General features: G+C 72.1%; 20 protein-coding genes and 1 pseudogene. 6 read left to right on the top strand and 15 right to left on the bottom strand.

The annotated features are described in order from the left end of the window. Positions 1–61 precede the first annotated feature (61 nt). Both ACOBQB_RS32365 and ACOBQB_RS32360 read left to right on the top strand, forming a co-directional pair. Positions 62–796: a TetR/AcrR family transcriptional regulator gene (locus ACOBQB_RS32365; protein ID WP_423596755.1), complete on the top strand. Its 735-nt coding sequence runs from the start codon at positions 62–64 to the stop codon at positions 794–796. 22 nt (positions 797–818) lie between these two features. Continuing rightward, positions 819–1,406: a class I SAM-dependent methyltransferase gene (locus ACOBQB_RS32360; protein WP_423596753.1), complete on the top strand. Its 588-nt coding sequence runs from the start codon at positions 819–821 to the stop codon at positions 1,404–1,406. Positions 1,407–1,409: 3 nt separating this feature from the next. On the opposite strand, the gene ACOBQB_RS32355 is transcribed toward ACOBQB_RS32360, so the two are convergent. From ACOBQB_RS32355 to tsaB, 4 genes are read right to left on the bottom strand one after another with little or no spacing between them, the layout of a single operon-like run. Further along, positions 1,410–1,670, bottom strand: a complete 261-nt coding sequence (locus ACOBQB_RS32355) for a hypothetical protein (protein WP_423596751.1) — start codon at positions 1,668–1,670, stop codon at positions 1,410–1,412. After that, positions 1,667–2,785: a tRNA (adenosine(37)-N6)-threonylcarbamoyltransferase complex transferase subunit TsaD gene (gene tsaD, locus ACOBQB_RS32350; protein ID WP_423596749.1), complete on the bottom strand. Its 1,119-nt coding sequence runs from the start codon at positions 2,783–2,785 to the stop codon at positions 1,667–1,669. Before tsaD ends, ACOBQB_RS32355 begins: the two co-directional genes overlap by 4 nt. Further along, positions 2,778–3,260 carry a ribosomal protein S18-alanine N-acetyltransferase gene (gene rimI / locus ACOBQB_RS32345; protein ID WP_423598903.1) on the bottom strand — a complete coding sequence of 161 codons (483 nt, stop codon included), beginning with the start codon at positions 3,258–3,260 and terminating at the stop codon, positions 2,778–2,780. Before rimI ends, tsaD begins: the two co-directional genes overlap by 8 nt. Positions 3,261–3,292: 32 nt before the next feature. Next, on the bottom strand, positions 3,293–3,949 hold the full coding sequence (gene tsaB / locus ACOBQB_RS32340; protein WP_423596747.1) for a tRNA (adenosine(37)-N6)-threonylcarbamoyltransferase complex dimerization subunit type 1 TsaB: 657 nt from the start codon (positions 3,947–3,949) through the stop codon (positions 3,293–3,295). 111 nt (positions 3,950–4,060) lie between these two features. On the opposite strand from tsaB, the gene ACOBQB_RS32335 reads away from it, so the two are divergent. Beyond that, the gene (locus tag ACOBQB_RS32335; RefSeq protein WP_423596745.1) at positions 4,061–4,612 is read left to right on the top strand and encodes a hypothetical protein; all 552 of its coding nucleotides are present in this window, start codon (positions 4,061–4,063) and stop codon (positions 4,610–4,612) included. A 315-nt stretch (positions 4,613–4,927) separates the two neighbouring features. On the opposite strand, the gene tsaE is transcribed toward ACOBQB_RS32335, so the two are convergent. The 5 genes and pseudogenes from tsaE to ACOBQB_RS32310 form a co-directional block, all read right to left on the bottom strand. Then, entirely contained in the window at positions 4,928–5,440 is a 513-nt protein-coding gene (gene tsaE, locus ACOBQB_RS32330; RefSeq protein WP_423596743.1) for a tRNA (adenosine(37)-N6)-threonylcarbamoyltransferase complex ATPase subunit type 1 TsaE, read from the bottom strand. 10 nt (positions 5,441–5,450) lie between these two features. Next, positions 5,451–6,626 carry an alpha/beta fold hydrolase gene (locus ACOBQB_RS32325; protein ID WP_423596741.1) on the bottom strand — a complete coding sequence of 392 codons (1,176 nt, stop codon included), beginning with the start codon at positions 6,624–6,626 and terminating at the stop codon, positions 5,451–5,453. Positions 6,627–6,659: 33 nt separating this feature from the next. Further along, positions 6,660–7,819: pseudogene (gene alr, locus ACOBQB_RS32320) on the bottom strand (alanine racemase). 296 nt (positions 7,820–8,115) lie between these two features. After that, positions 8,116–9,555, bottom strand: coding sequence for an NAD(P)H-hydrate dehydratase (locus ACOBQB_RS32315; RefSeq protein ID WP_423596739.1), 1,440 nt, complete (start codon positions 9,553–9,555; stop codon positions 8,116–8,118). A gap of 243 nt (positions 9,556–9,798) precedes the next feature. Next, positions 9,799–10,167: a holo-ACP synthase gene (locus tag ACOBQB_RS32310; protein ID WP_423596737.1), complete on the bottom strand. Its 369-nt coding sequence runs from the start codon at positions 10,165–10,167 to the stop codon at positions 9,799–9,801. A gap of 107 nt (positions 10,168–10,274) precedes the next feature. On the opposite strand from ACOBQB_RS32310, the gene coaA reads away from it, so the two are divergent. After that, positions 10,275–11,270 carry a type I pantothenate kinase gene (gene coaA, locus ACOBQB_RS32305; protein WP_423598901.1) on the top strand — a complete coding sequence of 332 codons (996 nt, stop codon included), beginning with the start codon at positions 10,275–10,277 and terminating at the stop codon, positions 11,268–11,270. Positions 11,271–11,319: 49 nt separating this feature from the next. Continuing rightward, complete coding sequence (locus ACOBQB_RS32300; RefSeq protein ID WP_423596735.1) at positions 11,320–12,267, top strand: DUF389 domain-containing protein; 948 nt, start codon at positions 11,320–11,322, stop codon at positions 12,265–12,267. On the opposite strand, the gene glmM is transcribed toward ACOBQB_RS32300, so the two are convergent. The 4 genes from glmM to ACOBQB_RS32280 all read right to left on the bottom strand — a co-directional run bounded on the left by glmM (position 12,264) and on the right by ACOBQB_RS32280 (position 16,192). Continuing rightward, positions 12,264–13,631: a phosphoglucosamine mutase gene (gene glmM / locus ACOBQB_RS32295; protein ID WP_423596733.1), complete on the bottom strand. Its 1,368-nt coding sequence runs from the start codon at positions 13,629–13,631 to the stop codon at positions 12,264–12,266. The two genes, ACOBQB_RS32300 and glmM, sit on opposite strands and share 4 nt — an antisense overlap. A gap of 103 nt (positions 13,632–13,734) precedes the next feature. Continuing rightward, complete coding sequence (gene rpsI, locus ACOBQB_RS32290) at positions 13,735–14,256, bottom strand: 30S ribosomal protein S9 (protein ID WP_055534112.1); 522 nt, start codon at positions 14,254–14,256, stop codon at positions 13,735–13,737. A gap of 42 nt (positions 14,257–14,298) precedes the next feature. After that, a complete protein-coding gene (gene rplM / locus ACOBQB_RS32285; protein ID WP_030782512.1) occupies positions 14,299–14,742 on the bottom strand; it encodes a 50S ribosomal protein L13 in 444 nt (147 codons plus the stop codon). A gap of 244 nt (positions 14,743–14,986) precedes the next feature. Next, entirely contained in the window at positions 14,987–16,192 is a 1,206-nt protein-coding gene (locus tag ACOBQB_RS32280; protein WP_423596730.1) for a glycosyltransferase family 87 protein, read from the bottom strand. Positions 16,193–16,265: 73 nt separating this feature from the next. Between ACOBQB_RS32280 and ACOBQB_RS32275 the strand changes: the two genes are divergently transcribed. Continuing rightward, on the top strand, positions 16,266–17,132 hold the full coding sequence (locus tag ACOBQB_RS32275; RefSeq protein ID WP_423596728.1) for a hypothetical protein: 867 nt from the start codon (positions 16,266–16,268) through the stop codon (positions 17,130–17,132). A gap of 13 nt (positions 17,133–17,145) precedes the next feature. Here the strand turns inward: ACOBQB_RS32275 and truA are convergent, their stop codons facing one another. Together truA and rplQ are read right to left on the bottom strand one after the other, a co-directional pair. Next, positions 17,146–18,006, bottom strand: a complete 861-nt coding sequence (gene truA, locus ACOBQB_RS32270) for a tRNA pseudouridine(38-40) synthase TruA (RefSeq protein WP_423596726.1) — start codon at positions 18,004–18,006, stop codon at positions 17,146–17,148. 140 nt (positions 18,007–18,146) lie between these two features. Next, complete coding sequence (gene rplQ / locus ACOBQB_RS32265) at positions 18,147–18,647, bottom strand: 50S ribosomal protein L17 (protein ID WP_219686924.1); 501 nt, start codon at positions 18,645–18,647, stop codon at positions 18,147–18,149. Between the last annotated feature and the right edge of the window lie 43 nt (positions 18,648–18,690).

Raw genomic sequence — 18,690 nt, 5'->3', positions numbered from 1 at the left:
ACTATACGCGTATAGAAACTCCGCAAGACCTGGCCGCGCGGGCAGGCATGACAATGGGCGGGTGGCAGCAGAGAAGGACCCAGGGACAGCCGGAGACGCAACCGGAGAGCCGAGGAAGCGCCGCGCGGGGCGCCCCCGACGCCTCGAACCGGAGACGATCGTCGCGACCGCCCGCCGCATCCTTCAGGAGGAGGGCGTGGCGGCCCTGAGCATGCGCCGGGTCGCCAAAGAGGTCGGCACGACACCGATGGCCCTGTACCACCACGTGCGCGACAAGGACGAGCTCCTGATGCTCACGCTCTCCGGTACCGCCGCCACGGCCCCCCGCCCCGACCTGCCGTCCGACCCCCGCGAGCGCCTCCTCGCCGTCACCCTGCACATGCACGGCACGCTGGCGCGGATGCCCTGGGTGGTGGAGGTGCTCAGTCTCGGCGACCTCACCGACAAGGGCGCCCTGTGGATGGTCGAGGAGATCGTCGGCGCGGGCATCGCGTGCGGCCTTACCCCGGCGGAGGCGGTCCGCGCGTACCGGACCCTGTGGCACTGCGTCCACGGCGACCTGGTCTTCCGCCGCGCGATGGAGCGCCGCGCCGAGGATCCGGGCCGCAAGCGGTACTTCCCCGACATGCTCACGGACGCGGACGCGGCCGAACTCCCCCACCTCGCGGCGCTCGCGGACCAGTGGGCCGAGCTGACCGAGGACTACGACGTGGGCCGCCAACTGGGCGCGGTGATCGACGGGTTGCTGGGCCGGGCGGGACGGGAGGAGCAAGCCGGGCGCCAGCGGGCGGACTGAGCCTCGTGCCAGGCTCGCCGCCATGCCCTTCGACCACAACGACCACTACCACCCGCTGCTCCTGAGGCTCCTGCCGCCGCACGGCCGCACCGCCCTCGACGTCGGCTGCGGCACCGGCCGCTTCGCCCGCCTGCTCGCGGCGCGCGGCTACGACGTCGACGCGCTCGACGCGTCGGCGGAGGTCGTCGCCGCGGCGGAGGCGGCCGGCGGCGGGCCCCACTACCGGCGGGCGGACGTCACCGCGGAGGACCTTCCCGAGGGCCGCTACGACGTGATCACCTGCCTGGCGAGCCTGCACCACATGCCGTTCGCCACCGTCACACGGCTGCGCGCGGCCCTCGCCCCCGGCGGCACCCTGCTCGTCCTCGGCTGCTACTCCGGGATCACGTGGTGGGACCTCGCGGCGTCGCCCGCCAACGCCGTGGCGCGACTGGCGGTCCACACGGGCGAACGCCTGCGCGGTACGTACACACCACCGCTCAAGGCCCCGGTACGCCGACCCGACATGACGCTCCCCGAGATCCGCGCCGAGGCGGCCCGCCTCCTGCCCGGCGGCAGCGTACGGCAACTGCTGTTCTGGCGGTACCTGCTGACGTACCGCCAGGCGTGAGCGTCAGTCCGCGTCGCCGACCGACTCGAACCGCCAGCGGTGCACCGCGCGCGTGACCAACTCCGGCGCGGGCTCCGGCAGTTCCGGCAGCTTCGCGTCGTACGCGGCCTCCCACCACGTGATGACGAGGACCCGGTCCCGCGGCGCGCGGAAGTACTCCCGGCGCAGTGGCGCGACGTCGAACCGCTGTTCCCGCGCCCACGCCAGCAGCTCCGCGCCCCGCCCCTCGGCGGCCCGGGCCTCCCACATCAGCGCGACGGTCACGAGTAGAGGTTCTCCTTGCTGACCTCGTGCACGTGGTCATGGTCGTGCGTATGCCCGTGCGTGTGGCCCGGCACGTGCGGCTCCGTCACCGGCAGCGACGAGTCCGCCGACAGGTCGAGGGACGAGGCCGAACGGTTGCGCGCCACCATCTCCGCGCCGAGGGCGGCGACCATCGCGCCGTTGTCCGTGCACAGCTTCGGGCGCGGCACGCGCAGCCGGATGCCGGCCTTCTCGCACCGCTCCTCGGCCAGCGCCCGCAGCCGCGAGTTGGCGGCCACGCCACCGCCGATCATCAGGTGGTCGACGCCCTCGTCCTTGCAGGCGCGTACGGCCTTGCGGGTCAGCACGTCGACGACGGCCTCCTGGAAGGACGCCGAAACGTCCCGCACCGGCACGTCCTCACCCGCGGCACGCTTCGCCTCGATCCAGCGGGCGACGGACGTCTTCAGTCCGGAGAAGGAGAAGTCGTACGCGGGGTCGCGCGGCCCGGTGAGACCGCGCGGGAAGGCGATCGCCTCCGGGTCGCCCTCGCGCGCGTACCGGTCGATGACGGGGCCGCCCGGGAAGCCGAGGTTCAGCACCCGCGCGATCTTGTCGAAGGCCTCGCCCGCCGCGTCGTCGATGGTCGAGCCGAGCGGCCGCACGTCGGAGGTGATGTCGGCGGAGAGCAGCAGGGAGGAGTGGCCGCCGGAGACCAGGAGCGCCATGGTCGGCTCGGGCAGCGGCCCGTGCTCCAGCTGGTCCACACAGATGTGCGAGGCGAGGTGGTTCACGCCGTACAGCGGCTTGTCGAGCGCGTACGCGTACGCCTTGGCCGCCGAGACGCCGACGAGCAGCGCGCCCGCGAGCCCGGGCCCGGCGGTCACCGCGATGCCGTCGAGGTCCTTCGCGCTCACCCCGGCTTCCTTCAGGGCGCGGTCGATGGTCGGCACCATCGCCTCCAGGTGCGCGCGGGAGGCGACCTCGGGGACGACACCGCCGAAGCGGGCGTGCTCGTCGACGCTGGAGGCGACGGCGTCGGCGAGCAGCGTGGTGCCGCGGACGATGCCGACGCCGGTTTCGTCGCAGGAGGTCTCGATGCCGAGGACGAGGGGTTCGTCGCGCGAGTCAGCCATGAATCTCGGTTCCTTGTACGCCGGATACGGGGGTGGAGGGATCGGTGCGACGCATGACCAGGGCGTCCACGTTGCCCGGTTGGTAGTAGCCGCGCCGGAAGCCGATGGGCTCGAAGCCGAAACGCTCGTACAGCTTCTGTGCGCGTGTGTTGTCGACCCGCACCTCCAGCATGACCTCGGCGCACTCGAAGGCGGTGGCGGCCTGGAGCAGGTCGGTCAGGAGCCGGGCGCCGAGCCCGGTGCCCCAGTGGTCGCGGGCGACGGCGATGGTCTGGACGTCGGCGAGGTCGCCGGAGGCGGCGAGGCCCGCGTACCCGACGAGGCGGTCGCCGTCCATGGCCACCACATAGCGGCGGGTGGCCAGCGCCCCGCGCGCGTGAGCGAGTTCGGACCAGAACATGCCGCGCGACCAGGCGTCGTCGGGGAAGAGCTCCTTCTCCAGGGCGAACACCGCGTCGATGTCCCACCAGCGCATCTCGCGCAGCACGACGGCCGCGTTCACTCCGGTCACTTGGGGGTGACCACCTTGTAGTTCTTCGGTACCTGGGCGTCGGGGCGGCGCAGGTACAGCGGCCTCGGCTCCAGGAGTTCCTCGCCCGCGGCGAGCCGCTCGGCGGCGAGGGAGGCGAGGGCCGCCGCCGAGACGTGCTCGGGGGCACGGGCGTCCGGGAAGACCTCGGGGTAGAGCAGCGCGCCCGCGCCGACCGCCGGCAGGCCCTCGACCTCGGCGGCGATGTCCGCGGGCCGGTCGACGGCGGCGTCGGTCACGCGGGTGCGCGCGTCGTCGTAGCGCGCCCAGTAGACCTCCTTGCGCCGGGCGTCGGTGGCGACCACGAAGGGGCCGGCCTCGATGCCGGAGGCGTACGCGAGCCCGTCCAGCGTGCACACGCCGTGCACGGGGACGCCGAGCGCGAGGCCGAACGTCTCGGCGGTCATCAGGCCGACACGCAGTCCGGTGTAGGGGCCGGGGCCCACCCCGGCGACGACAGCCGTGACGGCGTCGAGTCTCAGGCCGGCGTCGGCGAGGACGCGGTCGACGGCCGGTAGCAGCAGTTCCCCATGCCGGCGGGCGTCCACCTGGCTCGATTGGGCCACGACGGAGGAGCCGTCGTGGAGGGCGACGGTGACGGCGGGCGTTGCGGTATCAAGAGCGAGCAAGAGCACGCGAACAGCCTACGGCTCCGGCGCCCGCCGCACGGCCGCCCCGGGATGAGCGGCGACTCCTGCTACCGTCACTTCATAGTCGTCGCAGTACGAAAAGGTGGGTGGCGCAAGGTGTCAAGGAGCAGCTCGGGATTTGTGGCCGGGCTCACCGCCGCTGCGGTCGCCGCGATCGGCTTCCTCGCCTACCAGGCCTCGGCCAGCGTCCCGGAGGACCTGGGCAAGCGCCCCGAGAAGTCCCCCGGCGCCTCCGCCCCGCGCAGCCCCAAGGAGAAGGCCGACCCGACGGTGGTGCCCGCTCGGTCCGGTGCGGGCGAGCGGGTCGTGTACTCCCTGGCCGAGGACCGCGTCTGGCTAGTCGAGGCCTCGGGCAAGCCGCGGATCACCTACAAGGTGACGCCGGGCTCGGTCGACCCGGCGCCGGGCACGTACGCCGTCACCTCCCGCTCCGGCTCCGTCACCGGTACGGACGGTGTGCCGATCGAGCACGTCGTGCGGTTCACGAGCGTCGACGGCATCGCGGTCGGGTTTAGCGCCGCGGTCGACAACTCCACGCCGAAGCCCGACCCGTCGAAGAAGACCGGCGGCATCCGCGAGTCGCGCGCGCACGGCAACGCGATGTGGGAGTTCGCGACGATCAGCAAGAAGGTCGTCGTCGTTCCGTAGGCCGGTTCCCGGCGGGCGCCGGATGCCTGGGCGGCGTGGAGACGGCCGTGGCGGCGGCGCACGATGCCAGCAGGTCGCTCATCGACAGGTGCGCGGGGCCGGAGACGGCCAGAGGTCCCGGCAGCCCGTGCGGCTGCGGCTGTGCGTCACGTTCTGAAGCCGGCATGGATGCCTCCTGGGCTCCCGGGGACAGACGTGGTTAGGTAGACCTAACCAAGACCGGTCTCCATGTGACCACGGGCGACGCACGCGACGCAATATTTTGCCGACGACTTGTCGGAACCTTCGGGTGAACGTACCAAGCCCGTGCCGCGCCTAGGCCGCGAGCGACGCCAGGTCCGCGTCGGCCCACCGCTCGCCGAGCCCGGTCAGCGTCACCTCGCGCACCTCGTCCGTCGTGTCGCCGACGGCCCGGTGGATGACGACGTGCAGCCGGTCCTCGGTCAGCTCCTCGACCTTGCCCTCGCCCCACTCCACGACGACGACCGATTCGGGGAGCGAGACGTCGAGGTCGAGATCCTCCATCTCGTCGAGGCCGCCGCCCAGGCGGTACGCGTCGACGTGCACCAGCGCGGGGCCCGCGCCGAGCGGCGGGTGGACGCGGGCGATGACGAAGGTCGGCGAGGTGACGGCGCCGCGCACGCCGAGCCCTTCGCCGAGACCGCGGGTCAGCGTCGTCTTGCCGGCGCCGAGCTCACCGGTGAGCATGACGAGGTCGCCGGGGTGCAGGAGTTTGGCCAGGCGTCGGCCCAACTCGCCCATCTGTTCGGGGGAGTTGATGGTGATCTTGAGAACGTTGGCGGGGGCCTGGTGGTGCGGTGCTTCCATACCGACCACGTTAGCCGCTGGAGGACCCCGCGTCGGCTGCCGCCCGGCCACCGGCGCCCACCCTGGACAGCAGGTCGGCGAGGCGGTCCGTGACCACCTCGGGGTGTTCCAGCATGACCAGGTGCCCGGCGTCGGGGACCAGGACCAGCTCGGCGTCCGGCAGCAGCGCGGCGATCGCCTCGCTGTGCTCGCTCGGTGTGACCAGGTCCTTCTCCCCCGCGAGGACCAGCACCGGCAGCCCCGCGAAGTGCGCGAGGGCCGCCGCCTTGTCGTGCTCGGCGAAGGCCGGGTAGAACTCCGCGACGACGTCGATCGGCGTCGACTCGATCATCCGCTCGGCGAAGCGCGAGATCGCCGGGTCGACGTCCTTGCGTGAGAACGAGTACCGCTTGATGACGCCCGCGAAGAGATCGGCGGTGGCCCGCCGCCCGCGCTCCACCAGCTCGGCCTGCGAGCCCAGCGCCCGCAGCACGCCGGGCAGCACCCGCCGCACCGCGTTCATCCCCGCCACCGGCAGCCCGAAGTTCACCTGACCGAGCTGCCCCGAGGACGTACCGACGAGGGCGACGCCCACGACGCGCTCGCGGATCAGCTCCGGGAACTGGTCGGCCAGAGCCATCGTCGTCATGCCGCCCATGGAGTGCCCGACGAGGACGAGCGGCCCCTTTGGCGCCGCCGCGTCGATGACGGCCTTCAGGTCGCGCCCCAACTGGTCGATGGAGACCGGCACGTCGCGCTCCGCCTGGTCGACGCCCCGGCCCGAGCGGGCGTGGCTGCGCTGGTCCCAGTAGACCGCGCGGACCGTGCCGCGCAGGGCGGCCCGCTGGAAGTGCCAGGAGTCCTGGTTCAGGCAGTAGCCGTGGCTGAAGACGAGGGTGACGGCACCGGCCGGGGCGCCCTCGGCTTCCTCGACCTCGTAGGCCAGCTCCGTGCCGTCGTCCGCGTACGCCGTGCCGGGCATGCCGCGCAGCGAGCCGTAGGGTCCCGCGGCGTCCAGGGCGAGGCGGGCCTTCTTGCGCATGCCCCGGCCGACGGTGAGCCGCTCGATGGCGACCCCGGCGGCCGCGCCCGCGGCGATGACACCCAGCGCCGCGCCGGCCACCCCGGCCCGGCGCCAGCTCCCCGCCGCGGCGGCGGCCTCCGTCACCGCTTCCGCCGCGGCAGCCCCCGTGCTGCTCTCGCTCACGTGCCGCTCCTAGTCAGTGGTCGGACTGCTCGTTCACGTCTCTCCGGTGCCGGGCCGCTCATTCACGTATACGCGCGGCACACGCGATCCGATGCGGGTGACGATCTCGTACGCGATGGTGCCCGCCGCCTGCGCCCAGTCCTCGGCGGTCGGCTCCCCGCGGTCACCCGGCCCGAACAGCACGGCCTCGGCGCCCACTTCGGGCTCGTCCCCGCCGAGGTCGACCACGAACTGATCCATCGCCACGCGGCCCGCGGCCGTCCGCCACTTGCCGCCGACGAGCACCGGGGCCGTGCCGGAGGCGTGACGCGGGATGCCGTCGCCGTACCCGGCCGGGATGAGGCCGAGGGTCGTCTCCCCGGGGTGACGTAGTGATGCCCGTAACTCACGCCGTGGCCCGCCGGGGCGCGCTTCACGTGGGCCAGCGAGGCGGTGAGCGTCATGACGGGCCGCAGCCCGAAGTCCGCGGGGGTGCCCACCTCGGGGCTCGGCGAGACGCCGTACGTCGCGATGCCCGCCCGTACGAGATCGAAGTGCGCCTCCGGGAGCGTGAGCGTCGCCGGTGAGTTGGCGATGTGCCGCACCTCGGGGCGTATGCCCTGGTCCTCGGCGTACGCGACCATCTCCCTGAAGACGGTGAGCTGGGCGGCGATCGAGGGGTGCCCCGGCTCGTCGGCGCACGCGAAGTGCGACCAGAGACCGGTGACCTTGACGAGCCCCTCGGCCTCGGCGCGCAGGGACTCGGCGATCAGCTCGGGCCAGTCGGCCGGCATGCAGCCGTTGCGCCCGAGGCCGGTGTCGGCCTTGAGCTGGATACGTGCGATGCGCCCCGCCTCGCGGGCCGACGCCGTCACCTCGCGCAGCGCCCACAGCGCGCTCACCGACATGTCGAGGTCGGCCTCGACGCCCTCGCGCCAGGGGCCGCCGGGCGTCCACAGCCAGCACATGATCCGCCCCGGCAGGCCCGCCGCGCGCAGGGCCAGGGCCTCCTCCGGCGTCGCGGTGCCGATCCAGGCGGCGCCCGCCTGGACAGCGGCCCTGGCGCAGGGCACCGCTCCGTGGCCATACCCGTCGGCCTTCACCACGGCCATGAAGGCGGCGCCCGGCGCGTGGGCGCGCAGCGAGCGCACGTTGGCGCGCAGAGCGGCGAGGTCGATCTCGGCGCGGACGCGGAAAGAGGCTGTCTCGTTCATCGCGCACCAGTCTCTCAGAGCGCACCGACAGCCAGACCCGCGTGCCCGGCGGCACATCCCACCGACCACATCCCACCAAGTCGGCCCCGGCCAACCGCGCCCCGCCGCACATCCCGCCAAGCAACGGAGACCACCTCAGCCACATCCTGCGCGGCCACAGGCGCCCCATCAGCGGCGCGCCGGGCGGCGAGGCCGTGCAGATACGCGCCCACGGACCCACGCACACGCCCGGCAACCGCGTCAGCCACACCCCACCCGGCCGGACCACCCCCACGACCGCTGCCCCCCACAGCCCGTCAACCGCCCCGCCGCACATCCCGCCAAGCAACGGAGACCGCCTCAGCCACATCCTGCGCGGCCACAGGCGCCCCATCAGCGGCGCGCCGGGCGGCGAGGCCGTGCAGATACGCGCCCACGGACCCCGCGTCCCGCGCGCCGAGGCCCGCCGCGAGCAGGGACCCCGCGAGTCCGGACAGCACGTCGCCGCTGCCCGCGGTGGCGAGCCAGGGCGTGCCGGTGGCGTTGACGCGCACAGCACCCTCGGGCGAGCCGACCAGGGTGGTGGAGCCCTTCAGCAGGACGGTCGCACCGAACCGCCCCGCCAGCTCCCGCACGGCGGCGAGCCGGGCCGCTTCCACCTCCTCCCGGGCGACACCGAGAAGGGCGGCTGCCTCCCCCGCGTGCGGCGTGAGCAGCGTGGGCGCGCGGCGCTCCCGCACCGCCCGCTCCTGGGCAAGCCGCAGCCCGTCGGCGTCGATCAGCACCGGCACCTCGGCGCCGACCACGTCCCGCAGCCGCTCCTCGTCGTCACCGAGGCCGGGCCCCACGACCCAGGCCTGCACCCGCCCCGCCTTCGACGGCGGCCCGGCGGAGACCAGCGCCTCGGGGAACCGCGCGATGACGGCGTCCGCGGCGGGCCCCACGTACCGCACGGCGCCCGCGCCCCCGCGCAGCGCCCCGGCCACGCAGAGCACGGCGGCGCCGGGATACCGCGCGGAACCGGCGACGACACCGACGACCCCGCGCCGGTACTTGTCACTCTCGCCACCCGGCAGCGGCAGCAGCCCCGCGACATCGACGTACTGAAGGGCCTCCAACACCCGCTCCCGGTCCACCAGTTCCAGACCGATGTCGACGAGCCGCACGGCACCCGCGTACTCCCGCCCGGGATCGATCATCAGCCCCGGCTTGTACGCCCCGAACGTCACCGTCACATCGGCCCGCACCGCCTCGCCGTGCACCTCACCGGTGTCCGCGTCGACGCCGCTCGGCAGATCCACGGCGACGACCAACGCGTCCGGCGCGGCGGCGGCGACGAGCCGGGCCGCCCGCTCCCGGAGCCCGCCCCGCCCCCCGATCCCCACGATCCCGTCCACGACCAGCCGGGCCCGCGCGACCACGCCCTCAGCCCGGTCGGCACCGCCGTCCACGATCACACCCCCGGCGGCCCGCAACGCGGCGAGCCCTCCGGCATGGGTCCGCTCCGGAGCCAGCAACACCGCGCTGACCCCCGCCCCCCGCCGGGCGAGCCGGGCCCCGGCATACAGGGCGTCCCCACCGTTGTCCCCACTGCCCACCAACAGCGTGACCCGGGAGCCGTACACCTTGCCGAGCAACTGCGCGCACTCGGCGGCGAGCCCCGCCGCGGCACGCTGCATCAAGGCCCCTTCGGGCCCCCGCGCCATGAGCTCAAGCTCCGCCGCCCTGACACTCTCCACACCGTACGCATCACGCATGCCCGTGAGTGTCCCCCACCAGCGAGCCGCGAACCCGACGAAATGCCGCACCCGCGAGCGCACCGGAGGGGACGCGGGGGTATGTGCGCGCGGAGCACAGTGGTGGTCATCAGGGCACCGAAGCAGCAAAGGCCCGGCGCCAAGATGGCGAGCACGGACATACCCCCGCGCCCCCGCCCCCGAAAACGACCCCAGGCGCCCCCGCCCGAGCCGCACGCGCACCCGCACCCGCACCCGCACCCGCTACCCCTCAGCAATCACCACCGCAGAAGCAACCCCCGCGTCATGGCTGAGCGATACATGCCAAGCCCGCACCCCCAACTCCGCCGCCCGAGCCGCCACAGTCCCCCGCACCCGCACCCGCGGCTGCCCACTCCCCTCCACGAACACCTCGGCATCGGTCCACCGAAGCCCCCCCGGCGCCCCCAACGCCTTCGCCAAGGCCTCCTTCGCCGCGAACCGCGCCGCCAGCGAAGCCACCCCCCGCCGCTCCCCGCTCGGCAGCAGCAACTCGCTCTCCAGGAACAGCCGTTCGGCCATCCCCGGCGTCCGCGCCATCGCGGCCCCGAACCGCTCGATCTCGGCCACGTCGATGCCGACCCCGATAATCACAGGCCCACTCACCCCAGAAATCGCCCGAAAACCACCGGCTCAGCGTGACACACCCCACCACACGCCCCACCCCACCACCGTTCGAACAGCCGTAACAATGGACTGTGATCCCTTCGGTCTCCGCGCCAGACAAGGCGCAGCGGAGCGCCCACCGGCACAAGCCGGAGGCGACTCCCTACCTCGACCTCACCCGCGCCGAGTGGAGCGCTCTGCGGGAGAAGACGCCCCTGCCCCTGACGGCGGAGGAGGTGGAGAAGCTGCGCGGCCTCGGAGACGTCATCGACCTGGACGAGGTCCGCGACATCTACCTCCCGCTCTCCCGCCTCCTGAACCTCTACGTAGGAGCGACGGACGGCCTGCGCGGCGCTCTCAACACCTTCCTCGGCGAGAAGCGGTCCCAGTCCGGAACGCCCTTCGTCATAGGAGTCGCGGGCTCCGTCGCCGTCGGCAAATCCACCGTCGCCCGCCTCCTCCAGGCCCTGCTCTCCCGCTGGCCGGAACACCCCCGCGTGGAACTGGTGACGACCGACGGCTTCCTCCTGCCCACCAAGGAGCTCGAAGCGCGGGGCCTGATGTCCCGCAAGGGCTTCCCCGAGTCGTACGACCGCCGCGCCCTCACCCGCTTCGTGGCGGACATCAAGGCGGGGAAGAAGGAGGTCACGGCCCCGGTCTACTCCCACCTGATCTACGACATCATCCCGGGCAAGCGCCTCACCGTCCGCCGCCCCGACATCCTCATCGTCGAGGGCCTGAACGTCCTGCAGCCCGCCCTCCCCGGCAAGGACGGCCGCACCCGCGTGGGCCTCGCGGACTACTTCGACTTCAGCGTGTACGTCGACGCCCGCACCGAGGACATCGAGCGCTGGTACCTGAACCGCTTCAAGAAACTGCGCGACACGGCGTTCCAGAACCCGTCCTCGTACTTCCGCAGGTACACGCAGGTGTCGGAAGAGGAAGCCCTCGACTACGCCCGCACGACCTGGCGCACGATCAACAAGCCGAACCTGCTGGAGAACGTGGCGCCCACCCGGGGCCGCGCGGCCCTGGTGGTCCGCAAGGGCCCCGACCACAAGGTGCAACGCCTGAGCCTGCGCAAACTCTGATTTCCCCCGCCCGCCCCACCCATCTCGACCGCCCGACTACCCTGCGCACATGCTGCACCTGCGCCTGATCTCCCCTGCGGACAAGACCGACGACGTACTGCGCCTGATCGAGGGAACGACCGGCACCACGCACCTGGCCGTGGTGCCCGGCGCGGCCCGCCACCCCAAGGGCGACGTGATCATGTGCGACGTCGCACGCGAGGCGGGCGACGAGCTGATCGGCGGCCTGCGCGCACTGGACCTCGACAAGTGCGGCTCGATCGCGGTCGAGAATATCGACCTGTCCCTCTCCGACCGCGCCGACAAGGCGGAGCACGACGCTCCGGGCGAGGCGGCGGACGCGGTCCTGTGGGAGCAGCTGTCCGACGCGACCCACGAGGAGTCGACGCTCTCGATCACGTACATCGCGTTCATCACGCTCGCCACGATGATCGCGGCCTGCGGCGTCGTGCTCGACAACGCGATCCTGATCGTGGGCGCGATGGCCGTCGGACCGGAGTTCGGCCCCCTCGCCGGTTTCTGCACGGCCCTGGTGCGGCGCGCGCCCCGGCTGGCCCTGCGCTCACTGGTCGCGCTGCTGGTGGGCTTCCTGGTGGCGATGGTGGTGACGGTCGGGTTCAGCTACTTCATGGACGCCACGGACCTGTTCACCCACCAGGCCCTGAAGGCGGAGCGGCCGAACACGAACTTCATCTACCGCCCGGACTGGTTCTCGTTCGTCGTCGCGGTCCTCGCGGGCGCCGCGGGCACGCTCTCCCTCACGTCGGCGAAGTCGGGCGCCTTGGTGGGCGTGGCGATCTCCGTGACGACGGTCCCCGCGGCGGCGAACGCCGCGGTCGCCTTCAGCTACAGCGAGTACAAGCAGGCGTGGGGCTCCACCGAACAGCTCCTGCTGAACCTGCTCGGCATCGTGCTGGCGGGCACGCTCACGCTGCTGGCCCAGAAGGCCCTCTGGGCCACGCAGCGCGACCGTACCGCCAAGCCGCGGCGCGCTTAGCCCAGCGCGGACTTGACCGAGTCCGCGAGCCGCTCGGCCACGGACCGCGCCTGCTCGATGTCGGCGGCCTCGACCATGACCCGCACCAGCGGCTCCGTCCCGGAGGGCCGCAGCAGCACCCGGCCGGTGGAGCCCAGCTCGCGCTCGGCGTCGGCGACGGCGGTCGCCAGCTCGGCGGAGGTCTTCACGCGCGACTTGTCGACGTCCGGCACGTTGATGAGGACCTGCGGCAGCCGCTCCATGACACCGGCGAGGTCGGCCAGCGTACGTCCGGTCTCGGCGACGCGGGCGGCCAGCAGCAGCCCGGTCAGCGTGCCGTCACCGGTGGTGGCGTGGTCGAGGACGATGACGTGCCCGGACTGCTCGCCGCCGAGGGCGAAACCGTGCTCCTTCATCGACTCCAGGACGTACCGGTCGCCGACGGCGGTCTGCACCAGGGAGAGGCCCTGGGCCTCCATGGCGAGCTTGAAGCCGAGGTTCGACATGACGGTGGCGACAACGGTGTCGTGACGCAGTGTGCCGTGCTCGCGCATGGCGAGGGCCAGCACGGCGAGGATCTGGTCGCCGTCGACCTCCGCGCCGGTGTGGTCCACGGCCAGGCAGCGGTCCGCGTCCCCGTCGTGTGCGATGCCGAGGTCGGCTCCGTGCTCGACGACGGCGGCCTTGAGCAGGTCGAGGTGGGTGGAGCCGCAGCCGTCGTTGATGTTCAGGCCGTCGGGCTGCGCGCCGATGGTGATGATCTCGGCACCGGCGCGCGTGAACGCCTCGGGCGAGACACGGGCGGCGGCGCCGTGCGCCTCGTCGAGGACGATCTTCAGTCCGTCGAGGCGGTTGGGGAGGACCCCGAGCAGGTGCGCGATGTACTGGTCGAGCCCCTGGTCGTAGGCGTTCACGCGGCCGACGCCCGCGCCGGTGGGCCGCTGCCACGGGGCGGCGGTGCGGTGCGCGAACTGCTCGTCGTACTCGGCCTCGATGCGGTCCTCCAGCTCGTCGGCGAGCTTGTGGCCGCCGCGCGCGAAGAACTTGATGCCGTTGTCAGGCATGGCGTTGTGGCTGGCGGAGAGCATCACGCCGAGGTCGGCGCCCAGCGCACCGGTGAGATGGGCCACCGCGGGAGTGGGCAGCACACCGACGCGCAGGACGTCCACGCCCGCGCTCGCGAGGCCGGCGACCACCGCGGCCTCCAGGAACTCCCCGGACGCGCGCGGGTCCCGCCCGACCACCGCCACCGGGCGATGGCCTTCAAAGGTGCCCACCTCGGCCAGTACGTGCGCCGCCGCCACGGAGAGTCCGAGCGCGAGCTCGGCCGTCAGATCCGCGTTGGCGACACCGCGCACGCCGTCCGTGCCGAAGAGTCGTCCCACTGCTGTCCTCCGAACGTTCGTTCTTGATAGACGAACGCCCCGGCGAGCACAGGATGTGCCGCCGGGGCGAACGAAAAGTACAAGCTGGCCAAGCAGGCAGCGATTAGCGCTTGCTGTACTGCGGGGCCTTACGGGCCTTCTTGAGACCGGCCTTCTTGCGCTCGACCGCACGGTCGTCACGCTTGAGGTAACCGGCCTTCTTGAGGGCGCCGCGGTTGTTCTCGACGTCGGCCTCGTTCAGCGCACGGGCGACACCGAGACGGAGCGCACCGGCCTGACCGGAGACGCCGCCACCCGCGATGCGGGCGATGACGTCGTAGCGGCCGTCGAGCTCAAGCACCTTGAAGGGCTCGTTGACTTCCTGCTGGTGGACCTTGTTCGGGAAGTAGTCCTCAAGCGTGCGCCCGTTGACCTTCCACTTGCCGGTGCCCGGGACGATCCGGACGCGGGCGATGGCGTTCTTGCGACGGCCCAGGCCGGCGGCCGGCTGGGGGTCACCGAAGCGCGCGGCGTTCGACTCCGAGGTGTACTCGCCCTCAAGGGGAGCCTCGGACTCGGTGGTGTACTGCTCGACGTCAACAACCTCGGTCTCTTCGACCGGCTGCTCAACGGTGGTCTCGGCCACGATTCTCCTCAGATTTCTTTTCGTCTTAGGGGGTGGCCGGAACTACTGCGCGACCTGGGTGATCTCGAACGGGACCGGCTGCTGAGCACCGTGCGGGTGCTGGTCGCCGGCGTAGACCTTCAGCTTCGAGAGCATCTGACGGCCCAGGGTGTTCTTCGGGAGCATGCCCTTGACGGCCTTCTCCACGGCCTTCTCGGGGCTCTTCTCAAGCAGCTCGTCGTAGCGGACGGAACGCAGACCACCCGGGTAACCGGAGTGGCGGTACGCCATCTTCTGGGTCTTCTTGTTGCCGGAGAGGTGCACCTTCTCCGCGTTGATGATGATGACGAAGTCACCGGTGTCAACGTGGGGGGCGTAGATCGGCTTGTGCTTGCCACGCAGGAGGGTGGCGGCGGTGGTCGCCAGACGACCGAGGACGATGTCCCGGGCGTCGATGACGTGCCACTGGCGGGTCACATCGCCGGGCTTGGGGCTGTACGTACGCACTTAGTAGCCTTCGCTTCTTCAGTGGATGGGGTCCAGACACACGGCACCCAGGAAGCGATCATGCAGCTGGGGCTCACAATGCCGGGGACGCTGCCCGTATGCGAGCCACTGGTAACTGCTCCAGGGAACCTACGTAAGGGCCCTTTCGCGTGAGATCGAGGACACCAATACGTATCAATCCCCGAGAGTACCTGCGCCGCCCCGTACCGGTCAAAACGCGGCCCTGAAGACCGGCACCGGCGACTCACACATCACGGACAGGTCTGTACTCATCAGGGTAACCGCCCGCCCGCTCCACCCCGCACCGAGCGTGCAGCGCCCCCACCGCACACGCCCACCCGACCGTGACCGCGAGCAGACACAGCGTCGCCGCGTCCTTGAAGGCCCGCCGCGTCATCGGCTCCAGCCAGGGCCAGGTGAAGCCGGGTACCTGCGGGACCAGCGCCACCCAGAACCACGGACCGCGCCCCGGCGCCCCCGCCGTCAGCACCCCCGCGAGCAGCAGCGGCAGCACGACGAGGAGGTAGTGGTCGTACGAGGGCCGGGAGACGAGAAAGGCCGAAAGCATCAGCATCGTGGCGCACTCCACCACCCTGGACGGCCCCTCGTCGCCCCTCCCCCACCGCCGCCAGGCACACCACACCCCGGCGGCGGCGGCACACCCCGCGAGCAGCGTCGCCGCCGACTGCGGCACCCCGACCCGCGCCAGGACCGCCGAGGGCGACGCCTCGTAGAGCCGTACGAAGGCGTCGTCGCCGCGCAGCAGGAAGGGCAGCGTCCGCGTGAAGAACCCGGCGGGATCCGGCATCACGAGCGCGGCCCCCAGCGAGGCCACCGCGGGGACCGCGACCGCCGCCCCGAGCGCCCGCCACCGCCCCGCGAAGACGAAGAGGAGCGCGACGGGCACGAGCAGCGGCTTCACGGCGACGGCGGCGCCGATGACGAGCCCGGCCGCGGTCCACCGCCCGCGGCACACGAGCAGCAGGGCGAGCGGCAGCGCCGCCGCGGACGCCACCGTCCAGTTGCCGAGCTGGACGAGGTGCCCGAAGGGCGTGAAGCCGAGCGCGAGCCCCAGCAGGCCGTACGCGGCGAACCGGCTGCGCCACGGCACCTCGTACAGCCGCAGCGCGCACAGCCAGCCGGCGACGAGACCCGCGGTGACACCGGCGGGCACCAGGAAGCGCACGACCCCGGCGGGGAGCAGGGCCTGCGGCACCGCTGCGAGGACGGCCGCCGGCAGGTAGAGGAAGTGCCGGTCGGCGTAGGGCGAGCGCCCGTGGATCCACGCCTCGGCGGCCCGCACCACGATGGCGTTGTCCATGCCGCCGTCGGGCGACCGCAGCCCCACCCGGACGGCCCCGGCGAGCAGCACCAGACCGAGGACGGCCCGGACATGCCACCCGGAGGGCCGCAGCAACCATCCGCTTACCGCCGATTTGCCCGTATTCATACGGCTCAGGCTAGGCCGGGGACCCCCCGCGACCCCCGCTCAACATCCCGGGCCCCCGTCTAAGATGCGCCCCATGAGCTTTGGGCAAGGGGGACCTCAATGGGGTCCGGGGGGAACGGGCGGGCCCGGCGGCGGTCCCACGCCCGACTGGGCGGCGCTCGCCGAAGCCTCCGAGGCACGCACCCGGCGCCGCAAATGGCTGATGATCGGCGGCGGCGCGTTCGCCACGATCGGCATCGCGGCGGCCGTGGCGATCACCGTCGTCTCCGCGAACAGCGACGACGCCACCGCCTCGAACAAGCCGGCCAGTGAACTGCCGGCGACGGCGGACATCCCCGGGGAGAGCGACGACCCGGGCCCGACCTTCAAAGAGACCACGCCGCCGCCCCCGCCGAACCCCAAGGACTTCATCTCCAGCGCCAAGAAGGACAAGGCGCCCCTCACCCCGGAGGGCCTCTTCCCCGGCAAGACGTTCACCTCGGGCGAGACGGTCTACAAGAAGGGCGCGACGGACAGCACCAAGAGCTGCGCGTCCGTCACCCAGCCCGCCCTCGGCGCGATCCTCACCAAGCACGACTGCACGCGTCTGATCCGCGCCAGCTACCTCAAGGGCGGCCTCGCGGTCACCGTCGGTGTCGCCGTCTTCGACACCTCGGCCGACGCCGCGAAGGTCAAGGACGAGGTGAATAAAGGCCTGGTCACCGCGTTGCCCGGCAAGGGCGTGCCCGGCTTCTGCCAGACCGGGGTGTGCCGCGGCACGTACAACGCGTACGGCCGCTACGCCTACTTCACCACCACGGGCTACACCAACGGCAAGGACGTGACGACGGGCGACAGCAAGGCCTACGCCGTCGGCGACACCCTCGCCCGCTTCGCCTTCCAGCGGATCAACCAGCGGGGCGAGGCCCAGGCATCGGCCGCGGCCGCCGCCCCGCGGTAGCCCTCCAGCCGGCTCAGCAGCAGCCTGAGCCGGAGCCGGGCAGCGTCCGCTTGTTGCGCGCTTCCTTGTTGCGCGCGGCGAGCAACTCGTCGGCGGGGTAGCCGACTTCCTCCAGCGTGAGCCCGTGCGGCCGCACCACGTGCACCGCCGAGTCCCGCACGCGCGCCTGAAGCACCTTCCCGGGCCACTCCACGGGCCGGTGCCCGTCCCCCACGAACAGCATGGCGCCGACGAGGGAGCGCACCATGTTGTGGCAGAAGGCGTCGGCGCGGACGGTCGCCTCAAGGATCCCGTCGGGCCGCCGCTCCCACCGCAGCTCCTGGAGCGTACGAATGGTGGTGGCCCCCTCACGCCGCTTGCAGTAGGCGGCGAAGTCGTGCTCGCCGATCAGGTGCTCGGCGGCGGCGTTCATGGCGTCGAGGTCCAACTCCCAGTCGTGCCAGAGCACATGACCGCGCAGCAGCGGGTCGACGCCACCGGGGTGGTCGGTGACGCGATAGGCGTACCGCCGCCAGACGGCGGAAAACCGCGCGTTGAACCCGACGGGCGCCTCGGCCACCTTCCACACCCGCACGTCGTGGGACAGCCGCCCCGCGAGCCGCCGCAGCAGCTTCTCGCGGTGCTCCTCCCACACGCTCTCGGGCAGATCGACGTGGGCGACCTGCCCCCGCGCGTGCACCCCGCTGTCGGTCCGCCCCGCGACGGTCAGCTCGTACGTCTCCTGGGAGCGCGTCACGGTCCGCAGCGCGGCCTCGATCTCCCCCTGGACGGTCCGCTGCCCGTCCCGCTGCTTGGCCCACCCGGAGAAGCCCTTGCCGTCGTACGACAGGTCAAGCCGCACCCGCACGAACCCGGGCTCTACTTCGTCACTCACTCGTGGATCCTCTCAGGCAACACAAAAGCGGGCCCGCCCCCGCAAGGGACGGACCCGCGACGCCCTGAAGGGGCGCGGGGAACTGCGCGACCGGCCACGACGAGGCCGCAGCCGACGACGCGCAGTCCCCGTCAGGACACTTACGCGTCCTTCGACTCCTCGGCCGGAGCCTCGACAGCCTCGTCGGACTTGGCCTCGGCGGCGTCGTCCTTCTTGAGGGAGTCTTCCTTGACCGCACGCTTGGTCGCGGCCTCGGCCTCACCGGTGGCCTCCTGGGCCACGGTCAGGGCCTCCACCAGCTCGATGATCGCCATGGGCGCGTTGTCGCCACGACGGTTACCGATCTTGGTGATACGGGTGTAACCACCCGGGCGGTTCTCGTAGCGCGGGCCGATCTCCGTGAAGAGCGTGTGCACGATGCTCTTGTCGGTGATGACGGACAGCACCTGGCGGCGGTTGTGAAGGTCACCCTTCTTCGCCTTGGTGACCAGACGCTCCGCGTACGGACGCAGGCGACGGGCCTTCGCCTCGGTGGTGGTGATGCGGCCGTACTCGAAGAGCTGCTTGGCGAGGTTCGCCAGCAGAAGCTTCTCGTGCGCGGCGCTGCCGCCCAGACGGGCACCCTTGGCAGGCTTCGGCATGGTGTTTCTCCTTGATGTCTGCCCCGGCCGTATCAGGTACCGG

The sequence above is a fragment of the Streptomyces sp. G5(2025) genome, assembly GCF_049542075.1.
Taxonomy (GTDB): domain Bacteria; phylum Actinomycetota; class Actinomycetes; order Streptomycetales; family Streptomycetaceae; genus Streptomyces.
The sequence above is the reverse complement of the archived record's forward strand: the minus strand, read 5'-3'. Positions and strand labels throughout refer to the sequence as shown.